This is a genomic window from Serinicoccus chungangensis (assembly GCF_001483745.1).
GTDB lineage: Bacteria > Actinomycetota > Actinomycetes > Actinomycetales > Dermatophilaceae > Ornithinicoccus > Ornithinicoccus chungangensis_A.
On sequence record NZ_LQBL01000011.1, the window covers coordinates 188,484 to 210,011 of the forward strand.

A 21,528-nucleotide genomic window follows, 5' to 3' on the forward strand; every position below is an offset into this window, starting at 1 on the left:
CATCCAGACGTCGCCCCCGGTCCTGCACCGGTGACGATCGCACATCCCGAGTCCAACAGGAGGACACCCCAGTGGCGAAGGCCAAGTTCGAGCGGAGCAAGCCGCACGTCAACATCGGCACCATCGGTCACATCGACCACGGCAAGACCACCCTCACGGCTGCCATCTCCAAGGTGCTGCACGACAAGTACCCGGAGTTGAACCAGGCGTCGCCCTTCGACTCCATCGACAAGGCGCCCGAGGAGAAGCAGCGCGGCATCACGATCTCGATCGCGCACATCGAGTACCAGACGGAGAAGCGTCACTACGCGCACGTCGACTGCCCGGGTCACGCCGACTACGTCAAGAACATGATCACCGGCGCTGCGCAGATGGACGGTGCCATCCTCGTGGTCGCCGCCACCGACGGCCCGATGCCGCAGACGAAGGAGCACGTCCTCCTGGCCCGCCAGGTCGGCGTCCCCTACATCGTCGTGGCCCTCAACAAGGCCGACATGGTCGACGACGAGGAGATCATGGAGCTCGTCGAGATGGAGGTCCGCGAGCTGCTGTCCTCCTACGAGTTCCCCGGTGACGACCTGCCCGTCGTCAAGGTCTCCGCGCTCAAGGCGCTGGAGGGCGACGAGGCCTGGGCCAACACCGTCCTCGAGCTCATGGACACCGTGGACGAGTACATCCCGGAGCCCGAGCGCGACCTGGACAAGCCGTTCATGATGCCCGTCGAGGACGTCTTCACGATCACCGGTCGTGGCACCGTCGTCACCGGTCGCATCGAGCGCGGCATCCTCAAGGTCAACGAGGAGATCGAGATCGTCGGCATCCGCCCGGGCTCGAGCAAGACGACCGTCACCGGCATCGAGATGTTCCGCAAGCTGCTCGACGAGGGTCGCGCGGGCGAGAACGTCGGCCTGCTCCTGCGTGGCACCAAGCGCGAGGACGTCGAGCGCGGCCAGGTCATCGTCAAGCCGGGCACCATCACCCCGCACACCGAGTTCGAGGCGCAGGCCTACATCCTGTCCAAGGACGAGGGTGGCCGGCACACGCCGTTCTACGACAACTACCGTCCGCAGTTCTACTTCCGGACCACGGACGTCACCGGTGTCGTGCACCTGCCCGAGGGCACCGAGATGGTCATGCCCGGGGACAACACCGACATGAAGGTCGAGCTGATCCAGCCGATCGCCATGGAGGAGGGCCTGATGTTCAACATCCGCGAGGGCGGCCGCACCGTCGGCGCCGGCCGGGTCACCAAGATCCTCAAGTGACCTGAGCCGGGCTCGTCCCGCGCAGGAGCCCCCGTCGCCGATCTCGGTGACGGGGGCTCCTGGCGTCCCCGGGCAGGTGCGGCTCCGGAGGCCGGGGTCGCGCGTGGCAGGCTGGGGGGATGAGGGTCTGGTATGCCGCCTACGGGTCGAACCTCAGCCGCCACCGCTTCCTCACCTACCTGCAGGGGGGTACGGCCTCGGGGGCCCGCCGGACGCAGACCGGGGCCCGCGACCCCCAGCCACCCACGGGGGACCGGCCGGTCCACCTCCCCGGCCGGCTGCACTTCGGGTGGGAGTCGGTGACGTGGGGCGGCGGTATCGCCTTCTACGTCCCCGGCGAGGACCCGCGCGGGGTCGCGGCCCGCGCCTACCTGCTGACCGCGGAGCAGTTCCTGGACGTCGCGGCCCAGGAGATGCACCGCGAGCCCCGGGGGAGGCTGGACCTGTCCCGGGTGCTGGCCGAGGGCTACGACGTCGCCGGGCCGGGGCGCTACGAGACCATCCACCGCGTCGGGACCATCGAGGACCTCCCGGTGCTGACCTTCACCGCGGAGGACGTGGACGCGCTGGGCTCGCGGGCGCCGACCGCGCCCTACCTGCGCACCATCGCCGAGGGCCTGCGCGAGAGCCACGGCATGAGCCCGGAGGCCGTGGTGGACTACCTGCGGGCCACCCCGGTCGTCGAGGAGGCCTGGTCGCGGGAGGAGCTGCTGGAATGCCTGGGGGCAGCGGTGTGAGCACGGCGTACCGGGTCCTGCTGGCACCGGTGCGAGGGAGACCCTCCAGGGTCCTCCTGGCGCCGATTTGAGGTATGCCGACGCCGCATGGCACACTGGACAGGTTGCTTGACGCGCGGTGCTCACCCATGTGTGCGCCGCCGGCCGTCCGGCACGCGCCCCCCGGGGCGCGGGCGACGGCAGCGCAAGCCCCGGCCGAGCCGGGCACGGACACCGCCCAGAACGATCTGAGGATCCATGGGTGACGTCCGCGGGAGGCGCGACACGCCCGACCGCGGGGGTCGGTGGAAGGCCCGTCGGACCGGACCACGAATGTTCCAGACGGACGACGAGAGAGAGTCAGACAAGCGATGGCGGGACAGAAGATCCGCATCCGGCTGAAGTCGTACGACCACGAGGTCATCGACAGCTCGGCGCGCAAGATCGTTGACACGGTGACCCGTGCTGGCGCCACGGTGGTCGGCCCGGTGCCGCTCCCGACGGAGAAGAACGTCTTCTGCGTCATCCGGTCGCCGCACAAGTACAAGGACAGCCGCGAGCACTTCGAGATGCGAACCCACAAGCGGCTGATCGACATCGTCGACCCCACCCCCAAGGCGGTCGACTCCTTGATGCGTCTCGACCTCCCGGCGGACGTCAACATCGAGATCAAGCTGTGAGTGTGACGACGATGACTACTGCGACCACTGCATCGACCACCCGGCGCACCGTCAAGGGCGTGCTCGGCGAGAAGCTCGGCATGACCCAGGTCTGGGACGCCGAGAACCGTCTCGTGCCGGTCACGGTCATCAAGGCCGGCCCCGCCGTCGTGACCCAGGTCCGCAACGCGCAGACCGACGGCTACGACGCGGTCCAGATCGCCTTCGGGGCGATCGACCCGCGCAAGGTGACCCAGCCGCTCAAGGGCCACTTCGCCAAGGCCGGGGTGACCCCGCGACGGCACGTCGCCGAGCTGCGCACGGCGGACGCCGGCGACTACGAGCTCGGCCAGGAGATCACCGCCGAGACCTTCGAGGGCGGCCAGAAGGTGGACGTCACCGGCACCACGAAGGGCAAGGGCTTCGCGGGCGTCATGAAGCGGCACGGCTTCTCCGGCGTCGGCGCCTCCCACGGTGCTCACCGCAACCACCGCAAGCCGGGCTCCATCGGTGGCTGCGCCACCCCGGGCCGCGTCTTCAAGGGCCTGCGCATGGCCGGCCGGATGGGCGGCGAGCGCCAGACCACCTCGAACCTGACCGTCCACGCCGTGGACGCGGACAAGGGCCTGCTGCTCATCAAGGGTGCCGTTCCCGGCCCCCGCGGCGGCGTCGTCCTCGTGCGCACGGCCGCGAAGGGTGCGTGAACCTGACATGACCACCATCACCATCACCAAGCCCGCCGGTGGGGACGCCGGCACGGTGGACCTGCCCGCGGAGCTCTTCGACGTGCAGACCAACGTGCCCCTCATCCACCAGGTCGTCGTGGCCCAGCTGGCCGCGGCCCGGCAGGGGACGCACGCCACCAAGACCCGCGGCGAGGTCCGCGGCGGTGGCCGCAAGCCCTACCGCCAGAAGGGCACCGGCCGCGCCCGTCAGGGTTCGACCCGCGCCCCCCAGTTCGCCGGCGGTGGCACGGTCCACGGCCCGCAGCCGCGCAGCTACGCCCAGAAGACGCCCAAGAAGATGAAGGCCGCCGCCCTGCGCGGTGCCCTCTCGGACCGCGCCCGTCACGGACGCATCCACGTGCTCTCGGCGCTGGTCGAGGGGGAGGCCCCCTCCACCCGCACCGCGCGCACGGTCCTGCAGGGCCTGTCGGACCGGCCCAACTTCCTCGTGGTCCTGGACCGCGCGGACGACCTCGGGCTGCGCTCCGTGCGCAACATGCCCGACGTGCACGTCCTGTTCGTCGACCAGCTCAACACCTACGACGTGCTGTGCTCCGACGACGTGGTCTTCACCCAGGCCGCCCTGGACACCTTCATCTCCGGCGTGAGCGCCACGACTGCCGAGGAGAGCCAGTGAGCATGAGCACCTTCAGCACCCAGAAGGACCCCCGGGACATCCTGCTGTCGCCGGTCGTGTCCGAGAAGTCGTACGCGCTGCTGGACCAGGGCAAGTACACCTTCCTGGTCGACCCCCGCGCCAACAAGTCGGAGATCAAGAAGGCCGTCGAGGCCATCTTCGACGTGAAGGTCTCCTCGGTCCACACGATGAACCGGCAGGGCAAGGCCCGTCGCACGAGGTTCGGGATGGGCCGCCGCAAGGACACGAAGCGGGCGATCGTCACGCTTCGTGAGGGATCCATCGACATCTTCGGCACGCTCTGAGCGCCGGGGCACGAGACGAGAAGCTAGAGGACTTTCGAGAATGGCTATTCGCAAGTACAAGCCGACGACGCCGGGCCGACGTGGCTCGAGCGTGGCCGACTTCGTCGAGGTGACCCGGACGACCCCCGAGAAGTCGCTGGTCAAGCCGCTGTCCAAGACGGGTGGGCGCAACGCCTCCGGTCGCATTACGACGCGGCACATCGGTGGCGGGCACAAGCGTGCCTACCGGGTGATCGACTTCCGTCGTGCGGACAAGGACGGCGTCAACGCCAAGGTCGCGCACATCGAGTACGACCCCAACCGCACGGCCCGCATCGCCCTGCTGCACTACACCGACGGCGAGAAGCGCTACATCATCGCGCCGAACCGGCTCAAGCAGGGCGACACCGTCGAGAACGGCCCGTCCGCCGACATCAAGCCCGGCAACAACCTGCCGCTGCGCAACATCCCGGTCGGTACCGTCATCCACGCCATCGAGCTGCGGCCCGGTGGGGGAGCCAAGATCGCCCGTTCGGCCGGGGCCCGGGTCCAGCTGGTCGCCAAGGAGGGCAGCATGGCGCAGCTGCGCATGCCCTCCGGGGAGATCCGCAACGTCGACGCCCGCTGCCGCGCCAGCATCGGCGAGGTCGGCAACGCCGAGCAGAGCAACATCAGCTGGGGCAAGGCCGGCCGGATGCGGTGGAAGGGCAAGCGCCCGACCGTCCGCGGTGTGGTCATGAACCCGGTGGATCACCCGCACGGTGGTGGTGAGGGCCGGACCTCCGGTGGCCGTCACCCGGTGAGCCCCTGGGGTCAGCCCGAGGGTCGTACCCGCAAGCCCAACAAGCCCAGCGACAAGCTCATCGTGCGTCGTCGCCGGACCGGCAAGAAGCGCTGAGTTTAGGAGCAGTCCGAAGTATGCCTCGCAGCCTGAAGAAGGGCCCGTTCGTCGACGACCACCTCACCAAGAAGGTGGACGCGCAGAACGAGGCCGGAACCAAGAACGTCATCAAGACCTGGTCCCGCCGGTCGATGATCACCCCCGACATGCTCGGCCACACCCTGGCCGTGCACGACGGCCGCAAGCACGTCCCGGTCTTCGTGACCGAGTCGATGGTCGGCCACAAGCTCGGTGAGTTCGCTCCGACCCGCACGTTCAAGGGTCACGAGAAGGACGACAGGAAGGGTCGCCGCCGATGACGACCACCACGAACACCACGGAAGAAGGATTCGTCATGGAAGCCAGGGCGCAGGCGCGGTTCGTCCGCGTGACGCCGATGAAGGCCCGCCGTGTCGTCGACCTCATCCGGGGCAAGAGCGTCCCGGAGGCGCAGGCCCTCATGCGGTTCGCCCCGCAGAGCGCCAGCGAGCCGGTGCTCAAGGTCCTGAACAGCGCGGTCGCCAACGCCCGGCACGCCGCCGACAGCAGCGGCACGGGCATCGACGAGGCCCGCCTCGTCGTCGCCTCCGCCTTCGTCGACGAGGGCCCGACCATGAAGCGGTTCCGGCCGCGCGCCCAGGGCCGCGCCAGCCGCATCAACAAGCGCACGAGCCACATCACCGTGGTCGTCGCCGAGAAGACCAAGGGAGGTGCCCGCTGATGGGGCAGAAGATCAACCCGAACGGCTACCGCCTGGGCATCACGACCGACCACCGCAGCCGCTGGTTCGCCGACTCCACCAAGGAGGGGCAGCGCTACCGCGACTACGTGAAGGAAGACGTCGCGATCCGTGAGCTGCTGTCCACCGGGATGGACCGGGCCGGCATCTCCAAGGTCGAGATCGAGCGCACCCGCGACCGCGTCCGCGTCGACATCCACACGGCCCGCCCGGGGATCGTCATCGGGCGCCGCGGTGCCGAGGCCGACCGTCTGCGGGGCGCCCTGGAGAAGCTCACCGGCAAGCAGGTCCAGCTCAACATCCTCGAGGTGAAGAACCCCGAGGTGGACGCCCAGCTGGTGGCCCAGGGCATCGCCGAGCAGCTGGCCGCCCGCGTGACCTTCCGTCGCGCGATGCGCAAGGGCATGCAGTCCGCCCTGCGCGCCGGCGCCAAGGGCATCCGGATCCAGTGCTCGGGCCGTCTCGGCGGTGCCGAGATGTCCCGGTCGGAGTTCTACCGCGAGGGCCGCGTGCCGCTGCACACCCTGCGCGCCAACATCGACTACGGCCTGTACGAGGCCAAGACGACCTTCGGCCGGATCGGCGTGAAGGTCTGGATCTACAAGGGCGACCTGACCGCCAAGGAGCTCGCGCGCGAGGAGGCCCAGGCCCCCAGCGGGCGGGGCGACCGGCGCGGCGGCCGCGGTGGCCGTGGCGGCCCCGGGGGCGAGCGTGGCGAGCGCCGCGGCCGTGCCCCGCGCCGCGACGAGGCCGCGACCTCCGAGCAGGCCCCCGCGGCTGCGCAGGCCGACTCGGCGACCGCCGCCCCCGCTACCACCGAGGGAGAGCAGTCCTGATGTTGATTCCCCGTCGCGTCAAGCACCGCAAGCAGCACCACCCGGGCCGCTCCGGCACCGCCAAGGGTGGCACCCAGCTCGCGTTCGGTGACTACGGCATCCAGGCCCTCGCGCCGGCCTACGTCACCAACCGGCAGATCGAGTCGGCTCGTATCGCCATGACCCGCTACATCAAGCGAGGCGGCAAGGTGTGGATCAACATCTACCCCGACCGTCCGCTGACCAAGAAGCCGGCCGAGACCCGCATGGGCTCCGGCAAGGGCTCGCCCGAGTGGTGGGTGGCCAACGTCAAGCCGGGCCGCGTCATGTTCGAGCTGTCCGGTGTGTCCGAGGACGTCGCCCGCGAGGCGCTGCGTCTGGCGATGCACAAGCTGCCCATGAAGTCCCGTTTCGTCTCCCGTGAGGGTGGTGACATCTGATGGCTGTCGGTTCCGACAACCTGACCCCCGAGCAGCTGCGCGGTCTGGAGGACGGCCCCCTGGCCGATGCCCTGGCCGAGGCCAAGAAGGAGCTGTTCAACCTGCGCTTCCAGTCCGCCACCGGGCAGCTGGAGAGCCATGGCCGGCTGCGCGCGGTCCGCAAGGACATCGCGCGGATCTACACGGAGATGCGCGAGCGCGAGCTCGGCATCGGCCGTGCGTCCGACGAGAACGAGAAGGTGGGCTGAGCATGAGCGAGAGCACCCAGACCCAGGCCGACACGGCCCCCGCGTCGGTCGAGGCGCACGAGCCCAGCGAGAGCTCGCTCGGGCACGGCGGAGACCGCAACTACCGCAAGGCCCGTCAGGGCTACGTCGTCAGCGACAAGATGGACAAGACCATCGTCGTCCAGGTCGAGGACCGCGTGAAGCACGGCCTCTACGGCAAGGTCATCCGCACGACCAACAAGGTCAAGGTGCACGACGAGGCCAACACCGCGGGCGTCGGCGACCGGGTCCTCATCATGGAGACCCGCCCGCTGTCCGCCACCAAGCGGTGGCGGCTGGTCGACATCCTCGAGAAGGCCAAGTAGGCCGAACCCGTGCGGGACCCCCCGGGTCCCGCCAACGAACCCTTTCATCCACGACGTCTGGCCAGGCTCGGCCCCCGCGGGCGAGAACCAGCCGGCAGTAGGAGAACGAACAGTGATCCAGCAGGAGTCGCGACTGCGCGTCGCCGACAACACCGGTGCCAAGGAGCTCCTGTGCATCCGCGTGCTCGGCGGTTCCGGCCGCCGCTACGCGGGCATCGGGGACACCATCGTGGCGACCGTGAAGGACGCCATCCCCGGCGGCAACGTCAAGAAGGGCGATGTCGTCAAGGCGGTCGTCGTCCGCACCCGCAAGGAGCGCCGTCGTCCCGACGGCAGCTACATCCGTTTCGACGAGAACGCCGCGGTCATCCTCAAGAACGACGGAGACCCCCGCGGCACCCGCATCTTCGGCCCGGTGGGCCGCGAGCTGCGCGACAAGCGATTCATGCGGATCGTCTCGCTCGCGCCGGAGGTGATCTGAGACATGGCGAAGATGAAGATCAAGAAGAACGACCTGGTGCAGGTCATCGCCGGCAAGGACAAGGGCCTGCAGGGCCGCGTCATCGCCGTGCACACCGACACCGGACGCGTGCTGGTCGAGGGCGTCAACCGCATCACCAAGCACACGCGTGCCGGTGGCCAGCGCGGCGTCAACACCGGCGGCATCCAGGTCCAGGAGGCCCCCATCCACGTGTCCAACGTGATGGTGGTCGACCCGGAGACCAAGAAGCCGACGCGGATCAAGACCCGTGTCGAGCAGGTGGACCGCGATGGCCGTGACAAGACGGTGCGCACCCGCGTGGCGGTGCGCTCGGGTAAGGACCTCTGAGCATGACTGACACGATCACCGAGACCACCGAGACGCAGGCCGGTTCCTCGGCCGCGGCGGCACCCCGGCTCAAGGCGCGGTACCGCCAGGACATCGTCCCGGCCATGACCGAGCAGTTCGGCTACGCCAACCCCATGCAGGTGCCCGGCCTGGTGAAGGTCACCGTCAACATGGGTGTCGGGGAGGCCGCTCGCGACAGCAAGCTCATCGAGGGCGCCATCCGGGACCTGGCGACGATCACCGGCCAGAAGCCGTCCGTCACCAAGGCCCGCAAGTCCATCGCCCAGTTCAAGCTGCGCGAGGGTATGCCGATCGGCGCCCACGTGACGCTGCGCGGGGACCGGATGTGGGAGTTCCTCGACCGGCTGCTCTCCCTCGCGCTGCCGCGCATCCGTGACTTCCGCGGGCTGTCCCCGCGGCAGTTCGACGGCAACGGCAACTACACCTTCGGCCTGGTGGAGCAGTCGATGTTCCACGAGATCGACCAGGACAAGATCGACCGGGTCCGCGGCATGGACATCACGCTGGTGACCACGGCCTCGACCGACGACGAGGGCCGGGCGCTGCTCAAGCACCTGGGCTTCCCGTTCAAGGAGAACTGAGCATGGCCAAGACCGCTCTCATCAACAAGGCCAACCGCAAGCCGAAGTTCAAGGTGCGCGCCTACACCCGCTGCCAGCGGTGCGGCCGCCCGCACTCGGTCTACCGCAAGTTCGGCCTGTGCCGCATCTGCCTGCGCGAGATGGCGCACCGCGGCGAGCTGCCCGGTGTCACCAAGTCGAGCTGGTGAGGCGGGCCGTCCCGCCCGTCCTCCGGCACACCCCCCACTGACGTAACCACCTACCTGGAACATCGAAGGTCGCCCCGGGCACCATGCCCGGGGGGAAACCGCGGTGAGAAAGGGCACGAAGCCCATGACCATGACCGACCCGATCGCGGACATGCTGACCCGGATCCGGAACGCCAACTCGGCGCACAAGGACCAGGTCTCCATGCCGTACTCCAAGCTGAAGGCGACCATCGCCGACATCCTCAAGGCCGAGGGCTACATCGCCTCCTGGTCCTCCGCGGATGCCGAGGTGGGCACCACGCTGATCATCGACCTCAAGTACGGCCCCAACCGGGAGCGCTCCATCGCCGGCGTGCGCCGCGTCTCCAAGCCGGGCCTGCGTGTCTACGCGAAGTCCACCAACCTGCCCCGCGTGCTGGGCGGCCTGGGCGTGGCGATCATCTCCACGTCCTCCGGCCTGCTCACCGACCGTCAGGCGGCCGAGAAGGGCGTCGGCGGCGAAGTGCTCGCCTACGTCTGGTGACCCGGAGCAGAAGGTAAGGAGCTCACAAGAATGTCTCGTATCGGACGACTCCCCGTCACCGTCCCCTCCGGTGTCGACGTGGCCATCGACGGCTCGACCGTCACGGTCAAGGGGCCCAAGGGTCAGCTCGCGCTCGACGTCGTCGAGCCCATCTCGGTGGCTGCGGGCGAGGACGGCAGCATCGAGGTGACCCGACCCGACGACGAGCGCGACTCGCGCTCGCGGCACGGGCTCACCCGCAGCCTCATCGCCAACATGGTCGAGGGTGTGACCAACGGTTACACCAAGAAGCTCGAGATCCACGGCACCGGTTACCGCGTGGTGGCCCGGGGCAGTGACCTCGAGTTCGCGCTCGGCTACAGCCACCCCATCCTCATCCAGGCCCCGGAGGGCATCACCTTCACGGTCGAGAACCCCACGCGGTTCTCGGTCACGGGCATCGACAAGCAGCAGGTCGGCGAGGTCGCCGCGAACATCCGCAAGCTGCGCAGGCCGGACCCCTACAAGGGCAAGGGCGTGCGCTACGAGGGTGAGCGCATCCGCCGCAAGGTCGGAAAGGCTGGTAAGTAAGCCATGGCACAGATCGTCAAGCGCGCCAAGAGCAAGAGCGCAGCACGGGGCCGTCGTCACGTGCGGCTGCGCAAGAAGGTCACCGGGACCGCGGAGCGTCCGCGCATCGTGGTCAACCGGTCCTCGCGTCACGTCTTCGTCCAGCTCGTGGACGACACCAAGAGCGCCACCGTGGCCTCTGCCTCCACCATGGAGGCGGACCTGCGTGCCCTGGAGGGCGACAAGACGGCCAAGGCCAGGCGGGTCGGCGAGCTGATCGCCGAGCGTGCCAAGGCGGCGGGCGTCGACGCGGCGGTCTTCGACCGTGGCGGCAACCGGTACGCCGGCCGCGTGGCCGCGATCGCGGAGGGCGCCCGCGAGGGCGGCCTGGCGCTCTGATTCGGACCTGCGAGAACGAGGAAAGAGGACTTTTCGATGGCTGGTGACTTCCAGCGACGTGGAACCGGGTCCGGTTCCACGTCCGGCGACGCCCGCGACAACCGTCGCGGCGGCCGGGACAGCAACAACCGAGACAACCGTGACGGCCGTGGTGGCCGCGGGGGTCGGGACGACGACCGCAACCAGTACCTCGAGCGCGTCGTGACGATCAACCGCGTGGCCAAGGTCGTCAAGGGTGGCCGCCGCTTCAGCTTCACCGCGCTCGTCGTGGTGGGGGACGGCGACGGCACCGTGGGCGTCGGCTACGGCAAGGCCAAGGAGGTGCCGGCCGCGATCTCCAAGGGCGTCGAGGAGGCGAAGAAGAACTTCTTCCGCGTCCCCCGGATCGCCGGCACCATCCCGCACCCGATCCAGGGCGAGGCCGCCGCCGGTGTCGTCATGCTCAAGCCGGCCAGCCCGGGTACCGGTGTCATCGCCGGTGGTCCGGTGCGCGCCGTGCTCGAGTGCGCGGGGATCCACGACGTCCTGAGCAAGTCGCTCGGGTCGAGCAACTCCATCAACATCGTGCACGCCACCGTCGCGGCGCTGCAGGGTCTCGAGCAGCCCGAGGCCGTCGCGGCCCGTCGGGGCAAGTCGCTCGAGGAGGTCGCGCCGCACGCCATGCTCAAGGCTCGTGCGGAGGCCGCGGCCGAGGCGAAGGCAGGTGCCTGATGGCCAAGCTCAAGGTGACCCAGATCAAGTCCACCGTCGGCACGAAGCACATGCACCGGGAGACCGTCCGGAGCCTGGGCCTCAAGCGGATCGGGGACACCGTCGTCAAGGAGGACCGCCCGGAGTTCCGGGGCATGGTCCGCACGGTCGCCCACCTGGTGACCGTGGAGGAGGTTGACTGATATGGCCGACAGCACCACCCGCCGCGAGGCGGCCGCGCTGAAGGTGCACCACCTGCGTCCGGCCCCCGGCGCCAAGACCGCGAAGACCCGTGTGGGTCGCGGTGAGGCGTCCAAGGGCAAGAGCGCGGGTCGTGGCACCAAGGGCACGAAGGCCCGGTACCAGGTGCCGGCGACCTTCGAGGGCGGCCAGACCCCCATGCACATGCGGCTGCCCAAGCTGCGTGGGTTCACGAACCCGTTCAAGGTGACCTACCAGGTCGTCAACCTCGACACCCTCGCCACCCTCTTCCCCGAGGGCGGCACCGTCGGGACCGACGAGCTCGTCGCCAAGGGTGCGGTCCGCAAGGGCCAGCCCGTCAAGGTGCTCGGCACCGGCGAGGTGTCGGTCGCGCTCGACGTGACCGCCACGAAGTTCTCGGCCTCCGCCAAGGAGAAGATCGAGGCTGCCGGTGGGAGCGCCACCGAGGCCTGAGGTTCCGGGCCCGGCCCCGCCACACCTCCAGTGAGGCCCTGCGTCGCCCCGCGGCGCGGGGCCTCACTGCTACCCACCCCCACCACCCCTGGTGTTATCGTCGGGGGCGACTCATGCTCGCCTCCCCGGGCGCGTCGTCGACCGCGACGACCGGCGTCGGGGGAGACCCACAGGAGGACCTGAATGCTCTCCGCCTTCGTGCGCGCGTTCAAGACGCCCGATCTTCGCAAGAAGATCCTCTTCACGCTCGCCATCATGGCGCTGTACCGGCTCGGGACGCACATCCCGACGCCCGGCGTCGACTACGGCCTGGTGCAGCAGTGCCTCAACACCGCCGAGCTCTCGGGCAACGTGCTGGGCATGGTCAACCTGTTCTCCGGCGGGGCCATGGTGCAGCTGTCCATCTTCGCGCTGGGGATCATGCCGTACATCACCGCGGCGATCATCGTGCAGCTGCTCACCGTGGTCATCCCGCGGTTCGAGCAGCTCAAGAAGGAGGGGCAGTCGGGTCAGACCAAGATGACCCAGTACACCCGCTACCTCACGATCGGCCTCGCGGTCCTCCAGGCGTCCACCCTCGTGACCATCGCCCGGGAGCCGGCCCGGTTGTTCGGCACCACGTGCACCACCGTGATGCCCGACGACGGCATCTGGACGCTGGCGCTCATGGTGCTGACGATGACCGCGGGCACCGGCCTCATCATGTGGCTGGGCGAGCTGATCACCGAGAAGGGTGTCGGCAACGGGATGTCGCTGCTGATCTTCATCTCCATCGCCGCGGGGTTCCCGGCGGCCCTGGGCACGATCTACCAGAGCTCGGTGACCACCTTCGTGCTCGTCATGCTGCTCGGTCTGGTCATCATGACGCTGGTCGTCTACGTCGAGCAGTGCCAGCGCCGCATCCCGGTGCAGTACGCCAAGCGGATGGTGGGTCGTCGCCAGTACGGCGGGACCTCGACCTACATCCCGCTCAAGCTCAACATGGCCAACGTCATCCCCATCATCTTCGCCAGCTCGATCCTCATGCTCCCCTCGCTGCTGGCCAACTTCAACCGGCCGACGGAGCCGGGGGCCACGGCTCCCGCCTGGGTGGGCTTCATCGACCGCTACCTGTCCATGGGTGCCACCGGCTCCGGTACCCACTGGGTCTACATGCTGCTCTACGCGGCCATGATCATCTTCTTCTGCTTCTTCTACACGTCGGTGACGTTCAACCCGACCGAGGTGGCGGACAACATGAAGCGATACGGCGGCTTCATCCCGGGCATCCGGGCCGGTCGTCCCACCGCCGAGTACCTCGAGTACGTCATCAACCGCATCACCACCCCCGGTGCGCTCTACCTCGCCGGACTGGCCGTCATCCCGCTCATCGCCTTCAACGTCATGGGGGTGGCCAACTTCCCGCTGGGCGGCGCCTCGATCCTCATCATCGTGGGCGTCGGCCTGCAGACGGTGAAGCAGATCGAGTCCCAGCTCCAGCAGCACGACTACGAAGGGTTCCTCCGCTGATGCGCCTCATCCTGCTCGGGCCCCCCGGTGCCGGCAAGGGCACCCAGGCCGCCCACGTGTCCGCCGCCCATGGCGTCCCCGCCATCTCCACCGGTGACATCTTCCGGGCCAACATCAAGGACGAGACCGACCTCGGCCTGCAGGTCAAGCAGATCACCGCCTCCGGGGGCTACGTCCCCGACGAGATCACCAACGCGATCGTGCGGGACCGCCTGGCCCGGCCCGACGCGGCCGCGGGCTTCCTGCTCGACGGCTACCCCCGGACCACCGGCCAGGTGGAGGCGCTCGACGAGATGCTCGGCGACGCCGGCCACCAGCTGGACGTCGTGGTCGAGCTGACGGTCGACACCGACGAGGTCGTCCAGCGGCTGCTCGCCCGGGCCCAGGAGCAGGGCCGGGCCGACGACACCGAGGAGGTCATCCGCGAGCGCATGCGGATGTACGCCGAGGAGACGGCCCCGCTCGCCGCCCACTACAAGGCGCGCGGCCTGCTCCGGCGGGTCGACGGGATGGGGTCCGTCGAGGAGGTCACCGGCCGCATCGAGGCCGCCCTGTCGCAGGTGCCGGCCGCTGCCGCCGGCACGCCGGGCACCACCGGCGAGAGCTGATGTCCCTCCTCCGGCGTCGGCCCCGCATCGAGGCCAAGACCCCGGACCAGCTCATCGCCATGCGGCGGGCGGGCCAGGTGGTGGCGCGGACGCTGGCCCTGGCCACCGAGCACGCCAGCGCCGGGACGAGCACCCGCGAGCTCGACACCCTGGCCGAGGAGGCGATCCGTAGCGCCGGGGCGACACCGAGCTTCCTGGGCTACCACGGCTTCACCGGCAGCCTGTGCATCTCGGTCAACGACGAGGTGGTGCACGGCATACCCGGACCGCGTGTCCTGGCCGACGGGGACCTCGTCTCCATCGACTGCGGGGCCATCGTCGAGGGGTGGCACGGGGACGCCGCCGTCAGCCTCGTCGTCGGCGGCCGGGACCGGGCTCGCGCCGCGGACCTCGCCCTCATGGACGACACCGAGGCATCGCTGTGGGCCGGCATCGCGGCGCTGCGTCCGGGGGGCCGGTTGTACGCCGTGGGGGACGCGGTCGAGGAGTCCGTCGACGCGGCCCTGGAGCGACGCCGTCGGGAGGGGGTGCCGGGGGTGCAGGTCTACGGCATCCTCGAGGACTACACCGGTCACGGGATCGGCCGGGAGATGCACATGGACCCGCACGTGCCCAACTACGGGGTCACCTCGAGCGGACCCACGGTCCCCTCCGGGTCGACCTTCGCCATCGAGCCGATGGTCACCCTCGGCAGCATCGAGACGCGGACCCTCGCCGACGACTGGACGGTCGTCACCTCCGACGGCAGCCGCGCGGCCCACTGGGAGCACACCGTCGCGGTCACCGACGCGGGGCTGTGGGTGCTCACGGCGACCGACGGGGGAGCGGCCGGGCTCGCCCGCGTCGGCGCGGACTTCGCCCCCCTGTGCGACTGACGCGGGCGTCCTAGGACCGGAGCGGGCCCGCTGGGGGTCCGGGCGATTGGCCTTGGGGGTTGCCGTTCCCGTAGGATGGTGCGTCGGCCCTGCGTGGGCCGAGTCCAGTGCAATACAGGGAATGTGGAGGACATGGCGAAGAAGGACGGCGTCATTGAGATCGAGGGCACGGTTGTCGAGGCCCTCCCGAACGCGAACTTCCGGGTCGAGCTCACCAACGGTCACGTGGTGCTGGCTCACATCTCCGGGAAGATGCGGCAGCACTACATCCGGATCCTCCCCGAGGACCGCGTGGTGGTGGAGCTCAGCCCGTACGACCTGACCCGCGGTCGCATCGTCTTCCGCTACCGCTGAGGTCCGCGGCCTCCCGGCCGCGATCCTCACCCCACCCCCGCACAGATCCACTCCACCGAAGGCAGGAAGCCATGAAGGTTCAGCCGAGCGTGAAGAAGATCTGCGACAAGTGCAAGGTGATCCGCCGTCACGGGCGGGTCATGGTGATCTGCGACAACCTGCGCCACAAGCAGCGTCAGGGCTGAGCAGACCACCACCCAGCGCACGCGTCGCAGCTTCGATGCGTCGACCACAACTGCATACCGTCACCACCCAGATGACGCAGCACCCGACCCCCGCCGACCGGCGGGACGTCACCCCTGGCCGCGAGAGCCGGGGACCGCGGGCGACCGAGCCCACCAGACGATGCGGACCGGTGCTGCACCAGACTCTCGCACGACTCCCAAGGAGCACTGCCACATGGCACGACTCATCGGTGTCGACCTGCCGCGCGACAAGCGCGTCGAGGTCGCTCTCACCTACATCTTCGGCGTGGGCCGCACCCGCGCCGAGCAGACTCTCCAGGCCACGGGCGTCGACCCGTCGACCCGGGTCAAGGACCTGACGGAAGAGCAGCTGGTCTCCCTGCGCGACCACCTCGAGGGCAGCTTCCGCCTCGAGGGCGACCTCCGCCGCGAGGTCGCCGCCGACATCCGCCGCAAGGTGGAGATCGGCAGCTACCAGGGGCTGCGGCACCGCCGCGGGCTCCCGGTGCACGGTCAGCGCACCAAGACCAACGCGCGCACCCGCAAGGGACCCAAGCGCACCGTCGCCGGCAAGAAGAAGGCCGGCAAGTAATCCTGTCGCGGCCTCGCCCCGACACCTCAGTCTTGCTCTTCCGCTAGGAGAACCACATGCCCCCCAAGAGCCGTCAGGCCACCGGCGCCCGCAAGGTGCGCCGCAAGGAGAAGAAGAACGTCGCCTTCGGGCAGGCTCACATCAAGAGCACGTTCAGCAACACCATCATCTCGATCACCGACCCGACCGGTGCCGTCATCGCCTGGTCCTCCTCGGGCCAGGTCGGCTTCAAGGGGTCGCGCAAGTCGACCCCCTACGCCGCCCAGATGGCCGCCGAGGCCGCCGCGCGTCGCGCGATGGACCACGGCATGAAGAAGGTCGACGTCTTCGTCAAGGGTCCGGGCTCGGGTCGCGAGACCGCGATCCGCTCGCTGACCGCGGCCGGCCTGGAGGTCGGCGCGATCTCCGACGTGACGCCGCAGGCGCACAACGGCGTCCGCCCGCCCAAGAAGCGTCGCAACTGACCGCCCCGGAAGGAACAAGGTAGACACATCATGGCCCGTTACACCGGACCCATCACCAAGAAGTCCCGCCGGCTCAAGGTCGACCTCGTCGGCGGCGACAAGAACTTCGACCTGCGTCCCTTCCCCCCGGGGCAGCACGGCCGCCGTCGCAGCCAGGAGAAGGAGTACCTGACCCAGCTGCAGGAGAAGCAGAAGGCCCGCTTCACCTACGGCGTCATGGAGAAGCAGTTTCGTCGCTACTACGCTGAGGCGGCCCGCCGTCCCGGCAAGACCGGCGCCAACCTGCTCATCATCCTGGAGTCCCGCCTCGACAACGTCGTGTACCGCGCCGGCCTGGCGCGGACCCGTCGCGCCGCCCGTCAGCTGGTGACCCACGGTCACTTCCTGGTCAACGGCAAGCGGGTCGACGTGCCCAGCTACCGGGTCGAGCAGTACGACATCGTCGAGGTCCGTCCGCAGTCGGTCGAGACCTTCCCGTTCGAGCTGGCCCGCCAGACCTACGGCGACCGGCCGGTCCCCGCCTGGATGAAGGTCGTGCCCGGCTCGCTGAAGATCCTCATCCACCAGCTGCCAACCCGTGAGCAGATCGACACGATCCTCACCGAGCAGCTCATCGTGGAGCTCTACTCCAAGAACTGATCGGGTGGGGGCTTCGCCCCCACCTACCCCCACGACCAGGAGCTCGCTTCGCTCGCGCTCCTGGTCGTTCCGGGAATCCAGGCCTCGCTCCGCTCGCCGGATTCCCGGGCCCCGGCATACGGACAGAGGTATGCCGGGCTCCCGCACGCGGCGTCATATGGCGGTCGCCCGTGGAAAGGAACGAAACGTGCTCATCGCACAGCGCCCCACCCTGACCGAGGAGGTCGTCTCCGACAGCCGCTCCCGGTTCTCCCTCGAACCGCTCGAGCCCGGCTTCGGCTACACCCTCGGCAACTCCCTGCGCCGGACCCTGCTGTCCAGCATCCCCGGTGCGTCCCTGACCAGCATCCGCATCGACGGCGTGCTCCACGAGTTCTCGACGATCCCCGGGGTCAAGGAGGACGTGACCGAGGTCATCCTCAACCTCAAGTCGCTCGTGGTCTCCAGCGAGCACGACGAGCCGGTCGTCATGTACCTGCGCAAGCAGGGCGCCGGCGCCGTGACCGCGGCCGACATCGCCCCGCCGGCCGGCGTGGAGGTCCACAACCCGGACCTGCACATCGCCACCCTCGGCGAGTCCGCCTCGCTGGAGATGGAGATGACCGTCGAGCGCGGCCGGGGCTACGTCTCCGCCCAGCTCAACAAGTCGGGCGACCAGGAGATCGGGCGCATCCCCGTCGACTCCATCTACTCCCCGGTCCTCGCCGTCACCTACAAGGTCGAGGCGACCCGCGTGGAGCAGCGCACCGACTTCGACCGGCTCGTCCTCGACATCGAGACCAAGAGCTCGATGGCTCCCCGCGACGCCGTCGCCTCCGCGGGCCGCACCCTGGTCGAGCTGTTCGGGCTGGCCCGTGAGCTCAACGTCGAGGCAGAGGGCATCGAGATCGGCCCGTCCGCGGGGGAGGGCGCCCTGGCGTCCGACCTGGCGCTGCCGATCGAGGAGCTCGACCTCACCGTCCGGTCCTACAACTGCCTGAAGCGCGAGGGCATCCACAGCGTGGGTGAGCTCGTGGGCCGCAGCGAGGCCGACCTGCTCGACATCCGCAACTTCGGCGCCAAGTCCATCGACGAGGTCAAGGACAAGCTGGCGGAGATGGGCCTGGCCCTCAAGGACAGCCCGCCCGGGTTCGAGGGTGCGGCCGCCTACGAGGACGGCACGTACGACGACGAGGGCGACGCCGCCTTCGCCGAGGACGAGCAGTACTGAGACACGAGAAGGCTTAAGGAGAACCCATGCCTGCCCCCAAGAAGGGTCCGCGCCTCGGCGGCGGTCCGGCGCACGAGCGCCTGATCCTGTCCAACCTGGCGACCGCTCTGTTCGAGCACGACCGGATCACCACCACCGAGGCGAAGGCCAAGCGGCTGCGGCCGCTGGCCGAGCGCCTGGTGACCTTCGCCAAGCGCGGAGACCTGCACAACCGTCGCAAGGTCCTGGCCATCGTGCGGGACAAGGGCGTGGTGCACCGGCTGTTCACCGAGATCGCCCCGGACGTCGCCGAGCGTCAGGGTGGATACACCCGCATCACCAAGATCGCCCCGCGCAAGGGCGACAACGCCCCGATGGCGGTCATCGAGCTGGTGCGTGAGCCGGTCGAGCGCAAGGCCGTGGTCACCCAGGCCGAGGGTGCCACCCGGCGCTCGGCCAAGGACCGCCAGGCCGCCGCGATCAGCGACGCCGAGCTCGAGGCGGAGGAGCCCACCACCACCGACGCCGCCGAGGTCGACCAGGCGCAGGCCGAGGTCGAGGCCGCCGACGCCGCCGCCGAGCAGGGCGCGGAGCCGGCCGCCGACGGCGAGCTGACCGAGGTCGCGGACAACGAGGCCGCCGACGACACCACCGAGGCCGCGATGGTCTCCGGTGGAGCCGACGACGCCGAGCAGCCTGCGGAGGACGACGACACCGCGAAGTGAGCTCGCGTCCCTGACGCACCGGTGGGCCGCCCATCCCCTGAAGGGGTGGGCGGCCCTCGCCGTCCCCCACCGCGGGGCGCAGGGCAGGATGGGCGGGTGCGCATCAGGATCGACCTCGCCTACGACGGCACCGACTTCTCCGGGTGGGCCCGGCAGCCGGGCCTGCGGACGGTCGAGGAGACGCTCGCGGACGGCCTGGGGCGGGTGCTGCGGGTGGACCCCCCGAGGCTGGTCGTGGGGGGACGGACGGACGCCGGTGTCCACGCGCGGGGGTCGGTCTGCCACCTGGACGTGGAGGAGGAGGTGTGGCGGCTCGTGCCCGGCCGGTCGGACCGCCCGCCCGGTGAGGCGCTGGTGACGCGGTTGCGGGGGGTGCTGCCCGCCGACGTCGCGGTGCGGTCCGCCACCGAGGTGCACGCCGACTTCGACGCCCGCTTCTCGGCCCTGCGGCGCCGCTACAGCTACCGGCTGCAGGACCGTGCTGCCGACGCGGACCCGTTGCGCCGGCACGACACCGTCGTGGTGCGGCACCGGCTCGACGTCGACACCATGGACGAGGCGGCCCGGACCCTCGTCGGGCTGCGCGACTTCGCGGCCTTCTGCAAGCGGCGCGAGGGGGCCAGCACCATCCGCACGCTGCTGGACTTCCGCTGGCGCAGGGACGACGCCGGGGTCGTCGTGGGGACCGTCGTGGCCGACGCGTTCTGCCACAGCATGGTGCGCGCCCTCGTCGGCGCCGTCGTGCCGGTGGGGGAGGGCCGCCGTCCGCCCGGCTGGCCGGAGCAGGTCCAGCAGGCCCGGCGCCGCGACCCCGGGGTGCGGGTCATGCCCGCCCACGGACTCTGCCTGGAGGAGATCACCTACCCCGAGACCGTGGAGAGGCAGCGCCGGCGCGGTGAGGAGAGCCGGGCCGTCCGGGCGCAGCGCCCCGACTGATCTGGTTGGATGAGCAGATGCTGGCCGCCTACGCCGAGAGCCTCCACCCCGACGACCCGCTGAGCGGGCTGGTGGTGGGCGAGCGCCCGGAGCCGCAGGAGCGGCCCGGCTGGCGCGTGCTCCCCGTCGTGGCCGCCGGCCTGAACCACCACGACCTGTGGTCGCTGCGCGGGGTGGGACTGACGGAGGACCGGCTGCCGATGATCCTGGGGTGCGACGCCGTGGCGGAGCACCCCGAGCTGGGGGAGGTGGTCATCCACCCCGTGGTGACCGGCACGCCCTCGTGGGAGGGGGACCCCACCCTCGACCCCCGGCGATCCCTGCTGTCGGAGCAGCACCAGGGCACCCTCGCCGAGCTCGTCAGCGTGCCGGAGGGTGCCTGGGTGCCACGGCCCGAGCACCTGAGCGCCGTGGAGGCCGCGGCCCTGTGCACGTCCTGGCTCACGGCCTACCGCATGCTCTTCACCCAGGCCCGGGTCCGACCGGGCGACACCGTGCTCGTGCAGGGGGCCGGCGGTGGGGTGTCGACCGCCCTCGTCCAGCTCGGTGCCGCGGCAGGGCTCACCGTGTGGGTGACCAGCCGTTCGGAGGCCAAGCGGGTCCGGGCGCAGGAGCTGGGTGCCGACGCGACCTTCGAGACGGGCGAGCGACTCCCGGGTCGGGTCGACGCCGTGCTGGAGAGCGTCGGTGCGGCCACCTGGTCCCACTCGGTCAACTCCCTCCGGCCGGGGGGCACCATCGTCATCTGCGGGGCGACGTCGGGGGACGCACCGGAGAAGGCCGAGCTGACCAAGATCTTCTTCAAGCAGCTGCGCGTCCAGGGCTCCACCATGGGGACCCGCGACGAGCTGGCGGCCCTGGCCCGCCTCGTGTCCCGGGAGCGGCTCCGGCCCGCCGTGGGCGGGGTCGTCGGACTGGCCGACACCCGCTCCGCACTGGCGCGTATGGCCGCCGGCGAGAGCGGCGGCCAGCTGGGGATCCAGGTCCGCCGCACCTCGGCCACGGGCTGAGTTTGCACCTCGGTCCTGCGGGCGTGTAGTGTTGTTCCTCGCGGCCGACGCAGAAGCGGAGGACGCGCCAGCAGGACCAGGATCCATCCCCCCACACGGTCACCTCCCACGGATGTGACACCGGGCCGGAGGATCGGGTAGGCTGGAGAGGTTGCCCCGGGCGGACAAAGACCGACCAGGTCCGGACCGCAGGTGTGTGTCCGATTCTTGAGAACTCAACAGCGTGTTTGTTTTT

General features: G+C 69.9%; 35 protein-coding genes. All 35 read left to right on the top strand.

From position 1 onward, the window contains the following. Positions 1 to 71: 71 nt before the first annotated feature. The 35 genes from tuf (at position 72) to AVL62_RS05530 (ending at position 21,293) form a co-directional block, all read left to right on the top strand. Positions 72 to 1,265, top strand: a complete 1,194-nt coding sequence (gene tuf / locus AVL62_RS05360) for an elongation factor Tu (protein ID WP_058890629.1) — start codon at positions 72 to 74, stop codon at positions 1,263 to 1,265. A 119-nt stretch (positions 1,266 to 1,384) separates the two neighbouring features. After that, positions 1,385 to 2,002 (top strand): hypothetical protein, encoded by a 618-nt coding sequence (locus AVL62_RS05365; RefSeq protein ID WP_058890630.1) that lies wholly within the window; start codon positions 1,385 to 1,387, stop codon positions 2,000 to 2,002. Between the two features lie 350 nt (positions 2,003 to 2,352). Further along, positions 2,353 to 2,661, top strand: a complete 309-nt coding sequence (gene rpsJ / locus AVL62_RS05370; RefSeq protein ID WP_006946210.1) for a 30S ribosomal protein S10 — start codon at positions 2,353 to 2,355, stop codon at positions 2,659 to 2,661. An 11-nt stretch (positions 2,662 to 2,672) separates the two neighbouring features. Continuing rightward, the gene (gene rplC, locus AVL62_RS05375; RefSeq protein WP_058890671.1) at positions 2,673 to 3,344 is read left to right on the top strand and encodes a 50S ribosomal protein L3; all 672 of its coding nucleotides are present in this window, start codon (positions 2,673 to 2,675) and stop codon (positions 3,342 to 3,344) included. 7 nt (positions 3,345 to 3,351) lie between these two features. Further along, a complete protein-coding gene (gene rplD / locus AVL62_RS05380; RefSeq protein ID WP_058890631.1) occupies positions 3,352 to 4,002 on the top strand; it encodes a 50S ribosomal protein L4 in 651 nt (216 codons plus the stop codon). Between the two features lie 2 nt (positions 4,003 to 4,004). Beyond that, positions 4,005 to 4,307 (top strand): 50S ribosomal protein L23, encoded by a 303-nt coding sequence (gene rplW, locus AVL62_RS05385; RefSeq protein ID WP_058890632.1) that lies wholly within the window; start codon positions 4,005 to 4,007, stop codon positions 4,305 to 4,307. A gap of 40 nt (positions 4,308 to 4,347) precedes the next feature. Then, positions 4,348 to 5,184, top strand: coding sequence for a 50S ribosomal protein L2 (gene rplB / locus AVL62_RS05390; RefSeq protein ID WP_058890633.1), 837 nt, complete (start codon positions 4,348 to 4,350; stop codon positions 5,182 to 5,184). Positions 5,185 to 5,204: 20 nt separating this feature from the next. After that, positions 5,205 to 5,486, top strand: coding sequence for a 30S ribosomal protein S19 (gene rpsS, locus AVL62_RS05395; RefSeq protein ID WP_010148667.1), 282 nt, complete (start codon positions 5,205 to 5,207; stop codon positions 5,484 to 5,486). A gap of 35 nt (positions 5,487 to 5,521) precedes the next feature. Next, positions 5,522 to 5,887: a 50S ribosomal protein L22 gene (gene rplV, locus AVL62_RS05400; protein ID WP_058890634.1), complete on the top strand. Its 366-nt coding sequence runs from the start codon at positions 5,522 to 5,524 to the stop codon at positions 5,885 to 5,887. Then, positions 5,887 to 6,741, top strand: coding sequence for a 30S ribosomal protein S3 (rpsC, locus tag AVL62_RS05405; RefSeq protein ID WP_058890635.1), 855 nt, complete (start codon positions 5,887 to 5,889; stop codon positions 6,739 to 6,741). The genes rplV and rpsC overlap by 1 nt, the downstream gene beginning before the upstream one ends. Continuing rightward, positions 6,741 to 7,160, top strand: a complete 420-nt coding sequence (gene rplP / locus AVL62_RS05410) for a 50S ribosomal protein L16 (protein WP_058890636.1) — start codon at positions 6,741 to 6,743, stop codon at positions 7,158 to 7,160. The genes rpsC and rplP overlap by 1 nt, the downstream gene beginning before the upstream one ends. Next, a complete protein-coding gene (rpmC, locus tag AVL62_RS05415) occupies positions 7,160 to 7,408 on the top strand; it encodes a 50S ribosomal protein L29 (RefSeq protein ID WP_058890637.1) in 249 nt (82 codons plus the stop codon). The genes rplP and rpmC overlap by 1 nt, the downstream gene beginning before the upstream one ends. 2 nt (positions 7,409 to 7,410) lie before the next feature. Continuing rightward, complete coding sequence (gene rpsQ / locus AVL62_RS05420; RefSeq protein WP_058890638.1) at positions 7,411 to 7,752, top strand: 30S ribosomal protein S17; 342 nt, start codon at positions 7,411 to 7,413, stop codon at positions 7,750 to 7,752. A 112-nt stretch (positions 7,753 to 7,864) separates the two neighbouring features. Beyond that, on the top strand, positions 7,865 to 8,233 hold the full coding sequence (rplN, locus tag AVL62_RS05425) for a 50S ribosomal protein L14 (RefSeq protein ID WP_058890639.1): 369 nt from the start codon (positions 7,865 to 7,867) through the stop codon (positions 8,231 to 8,233). 3 nt (positions 8,234 to 8,236) lie between these two features. Next, the gene (rplX, locus tag AVL62_RS05430; protein ID WP_058890640.1) at positions 8,237 to 8,581 is read left to right on the top strand and encodes a 50S ribosomal protein L24; all 345 of its coding nucleotides are present in this window, start codon (positions 8,237 to 8,239) and stop codon (positions 8,579 to 8,581) included. A 2-nt stretch (positions 8,582 to 8,583) separates the two neighbouring features. Continuing rightward, positions 8,584 to 9,183 carry a 50S ribosomal protein L5 gene (rplE, locus tag AVL62_RS05435; protein ID WP_058890641.1) on the top strand — a complete coding sequence of 200 codons (600 nt, stop codon included), beginning with the start codon at positions 8,584 to 8,586 and terminating at the stop codon, positions 9,181 to 9,183. A gap of 2 nt (positions 9,184 to 9,185) precedes the next feature. After that, entirely contained in the window at positions 9,186 to 9,371 is a 186-nt protein-coding gene (locus AVL62_RS05440) for a type Z 30S ribosomal protein S14 (RefSeq protein WP_009483068.1), read from the top strand. A 124-nt stretch (positions 9,372 to 9,495) separates the two neighbouring features. Beyond that, positions 9,496 to 9,894 (top strand): 30S ribosomal protein S8, encoded by a 399-nt coding sequence (gene rpsH, locus AVL62_RS05445; protein ID WP_010148657.1) that lies wholly within the window; start codon positions 9,496 to 9,498, stop codon positions 9,892 to 9,894. Positions 9,895 to 9,924: 30 nt separating this feature from the next. Continuing rightward, complete coding sequence (gene rplF / locus AVL62_RS05450; RefSeq protein ID WP_058890642.1) at positions 9,925 to 10,464, top strand: 50S ribosomal protein L6; 540 nt, start codon at positions 9,925 to 9,927, stop codon at positions 10,462 to 10,464. A gap of 3 nt (positions 10,465 to 10,467) precedes the next feature. After that, positions 10,468 to 10,842, top strand: coding sequence for a 50S ribosomal protein L18 (rplR, locus tag AVL62_RS05455; RefSeq protein WP_058890643.1), 375 nt, complete (start codon positions 10,468 to 10,470; stop codon positions 10,840 to 10,842). A gap of 36 nt (positions 10,843 to 10,878) precedes the next feature. Next, complete coding sequence (rpsE, locus tag AVL62_RS05460; RefSeq protein WP_058890644.1) at positions 10,879 to 11,553, top strand: 30S ribosomal protein S5; 675 nt, start codon at positions 10,879 to 10,881, stop codon at positions 11,551 to 11,553. After that, the gene (gene rpmD / locus AVL62_RS05465; protein WP_010148653.1) at positions 11,553 to 11,735 is read left to right on the top strand and encodes a 50S ribosomal protein L30; all 183 of its coding nucleotides are present in this window, start codon (positions 11,553 to 11,555) and stop codon (positions 11,733 to 11,735) included. Before rpsE ends, rpmD begins: the two co-directional genes overlap by 1 nt. A 1-nt stretch (position 11,736) precedes the next feature. After that, positions 11,737 to 12,207: a 50S ribosomal protein L15 gene (rplO, locus tag AVL62_RS05470; RefSeq protein ID WP_058890645.1), complete on the top strand. Its 471-nt coding sequence runs from the start codon at positions 11,737 to 11,739 to the stop codon at positions 12,205 to 12,207. A gap of 183 nt (positions 12,208 to 12,390) precedes the next feature. Beyond that, on the top strand, positions 12,391 to 13,716 hold the full coding sequence (gene secY, locus AVL62_RS05475; RefSeq protein ID WP_058890646.1) for a preprotein translocase subunit SecY: 1,326 nt from the start codon (positions 12,391 to 12,393) through the stop codon (positions 13,714 to 13,716). Beyond that, positions 13,716 to 14,324, top strand: a complete 609-nt coding sequence (locus tag AVL62_RS05480; protein ID WP_058890647.1) for an adenylate kinase — start codon at positions 13,716 to 13,718, stop codon at positions 14,322 to 14,324. The genes secY and AVL62_RS05480 overlap by 1 nt, the downstream gene beginning before the upstream one ends. Then, positions 14,324 to 15,199: a type I methionyl aminopeptidase gene (gene map, locus AVL62_RS05485; RefSeq protein ID WP_058890648.1), complete on the top strand. Its 876-nt coding sequence runs from the start codon at positions 14,324 to 14,326 to the stop codon at positions 15,197 to 15,199. Before AVL62_RS05480 ends, map begins: the two co-directional genes overlap by 1 nt. A 132-nt stretch (positions 15,200 to 15,331) precedes the next feature. Beyond that, positions 15,332 to 15,553: a translation initiation factor IF-1 gene (gene infA, locus AVL62_RS05490; protein WP_022925313.1), complete on the top strand. Its 222-nt coding sequence runs from the start codon at positions 15,332 to 15,334 to the stop codon at positions 15,551 to 15,553. A gap of 71 nt (positions 15,554 to 15,624) precedes the next feature. Beyond that, the gene (gene rpmJ / locus AVL62_RS05495) at positions 15,625 to 15,738 is read left to right on the top strand and encodes a 50S ribosomal protein L36 (RefSeq protein WP_022925314.1); all 114 of its coding nucleotides are present in this window, start codon (positions 15,625 to 15,627) and stop codon (positions 15,736 to 15,738) included. 214 nt (positions 15,739 to 15,952) lie between these two features. Beyond that, positions 15,953 to 16,330 (top strand): 30S ribosomal protein S13, encoded by a 378-nt coding sequence (rpsM, locus tag AVL62_RS05500; RefSeq protein WP_058890649.1) that lies wholly within the window; start codon positions 15,953 to 15,955, stop codon positions 16,328 to 16,330. A gap of 56 nt (positions 16,331 to 16,386) precedes the next feature. After that, on the top strand, positions 16,387 to 16,794 hold the full coding sequence (gene rpsK / locus AVL62_RS05505; protein ID WP_058890650.1) for a 30S ribosomal protein S11: 408 nt from the start codon (positions 16,387 to 16,389) through the stop codon (positions 16,792 to 16,794). 30 nt (positions 16,795 to 16,824) lie between these two features. After that, positions 16,825 to 17,433 (top strand): 30S ribosomal protein S4, encoded by a 609-nt coding sequence (gene rpsD / locus AVL62_RS05510; RefSeq protein WP_058890651.1) that lies wholly within the window; start codon positions 16,825 to 16,827, stop codon positions 17,431 to 17,433. Positions 17,434 to 17,620: 187 nt separating this feature from the next. Beyond that, complete coding sequence (locus AVL62_RS05515) at positions 17,621 to 18,643, top strand: DNA-directed RNA polymerase subunit alpha (RefSeq protein WP_058890652.1); 1,023 nt, start codon at positions 17,621 to 17,623, stop codon at positions 18,641 to 18,643. 26 nt (positions 18,644 to 18,669) lie between these two features. Beyond that, on the top strand, positions 18,670 to 19,347 hold the full coding sequence (gene rplQ, locus AVL62_RS05520) for a 50S ribosomal protein L17 (RefSeq protein WP_058890653.1): 678 nt from the start codon (positions 18,670 to 18,672) through the stop codon (positions 19,345 to 19,347). A 96-nt stretch (positions 19,348 to 19,443) separates the two neighbouring features. Beyond that, complete coding sequence (gene truA / locus AVL62_RS05525; protein WP_058890654.1) at positions 19,444 to 20,283, top strand: tRNA pseudouridine(38-40) synthase TruA; 840 nt, start codon at positions 19,444 to 19,446, stop codon at positions 20,281 to 20,283. A 17-nt stretch (positions 20,284 to 20,300) separates the two neighbouring features. Further along, complete coding sequence (locus tag AVL62_RS05530) at positions 20,301 to 21,293, top strand: zinc-binding dehydrogenase (protein WP_058890655.1); 993 nt, start codon at positions 20,301 to 20,303, stop codon at positions 21,291 to 21,293. Positions 21,294 to 21,528 lie beyond the last annotated feature (235 nt).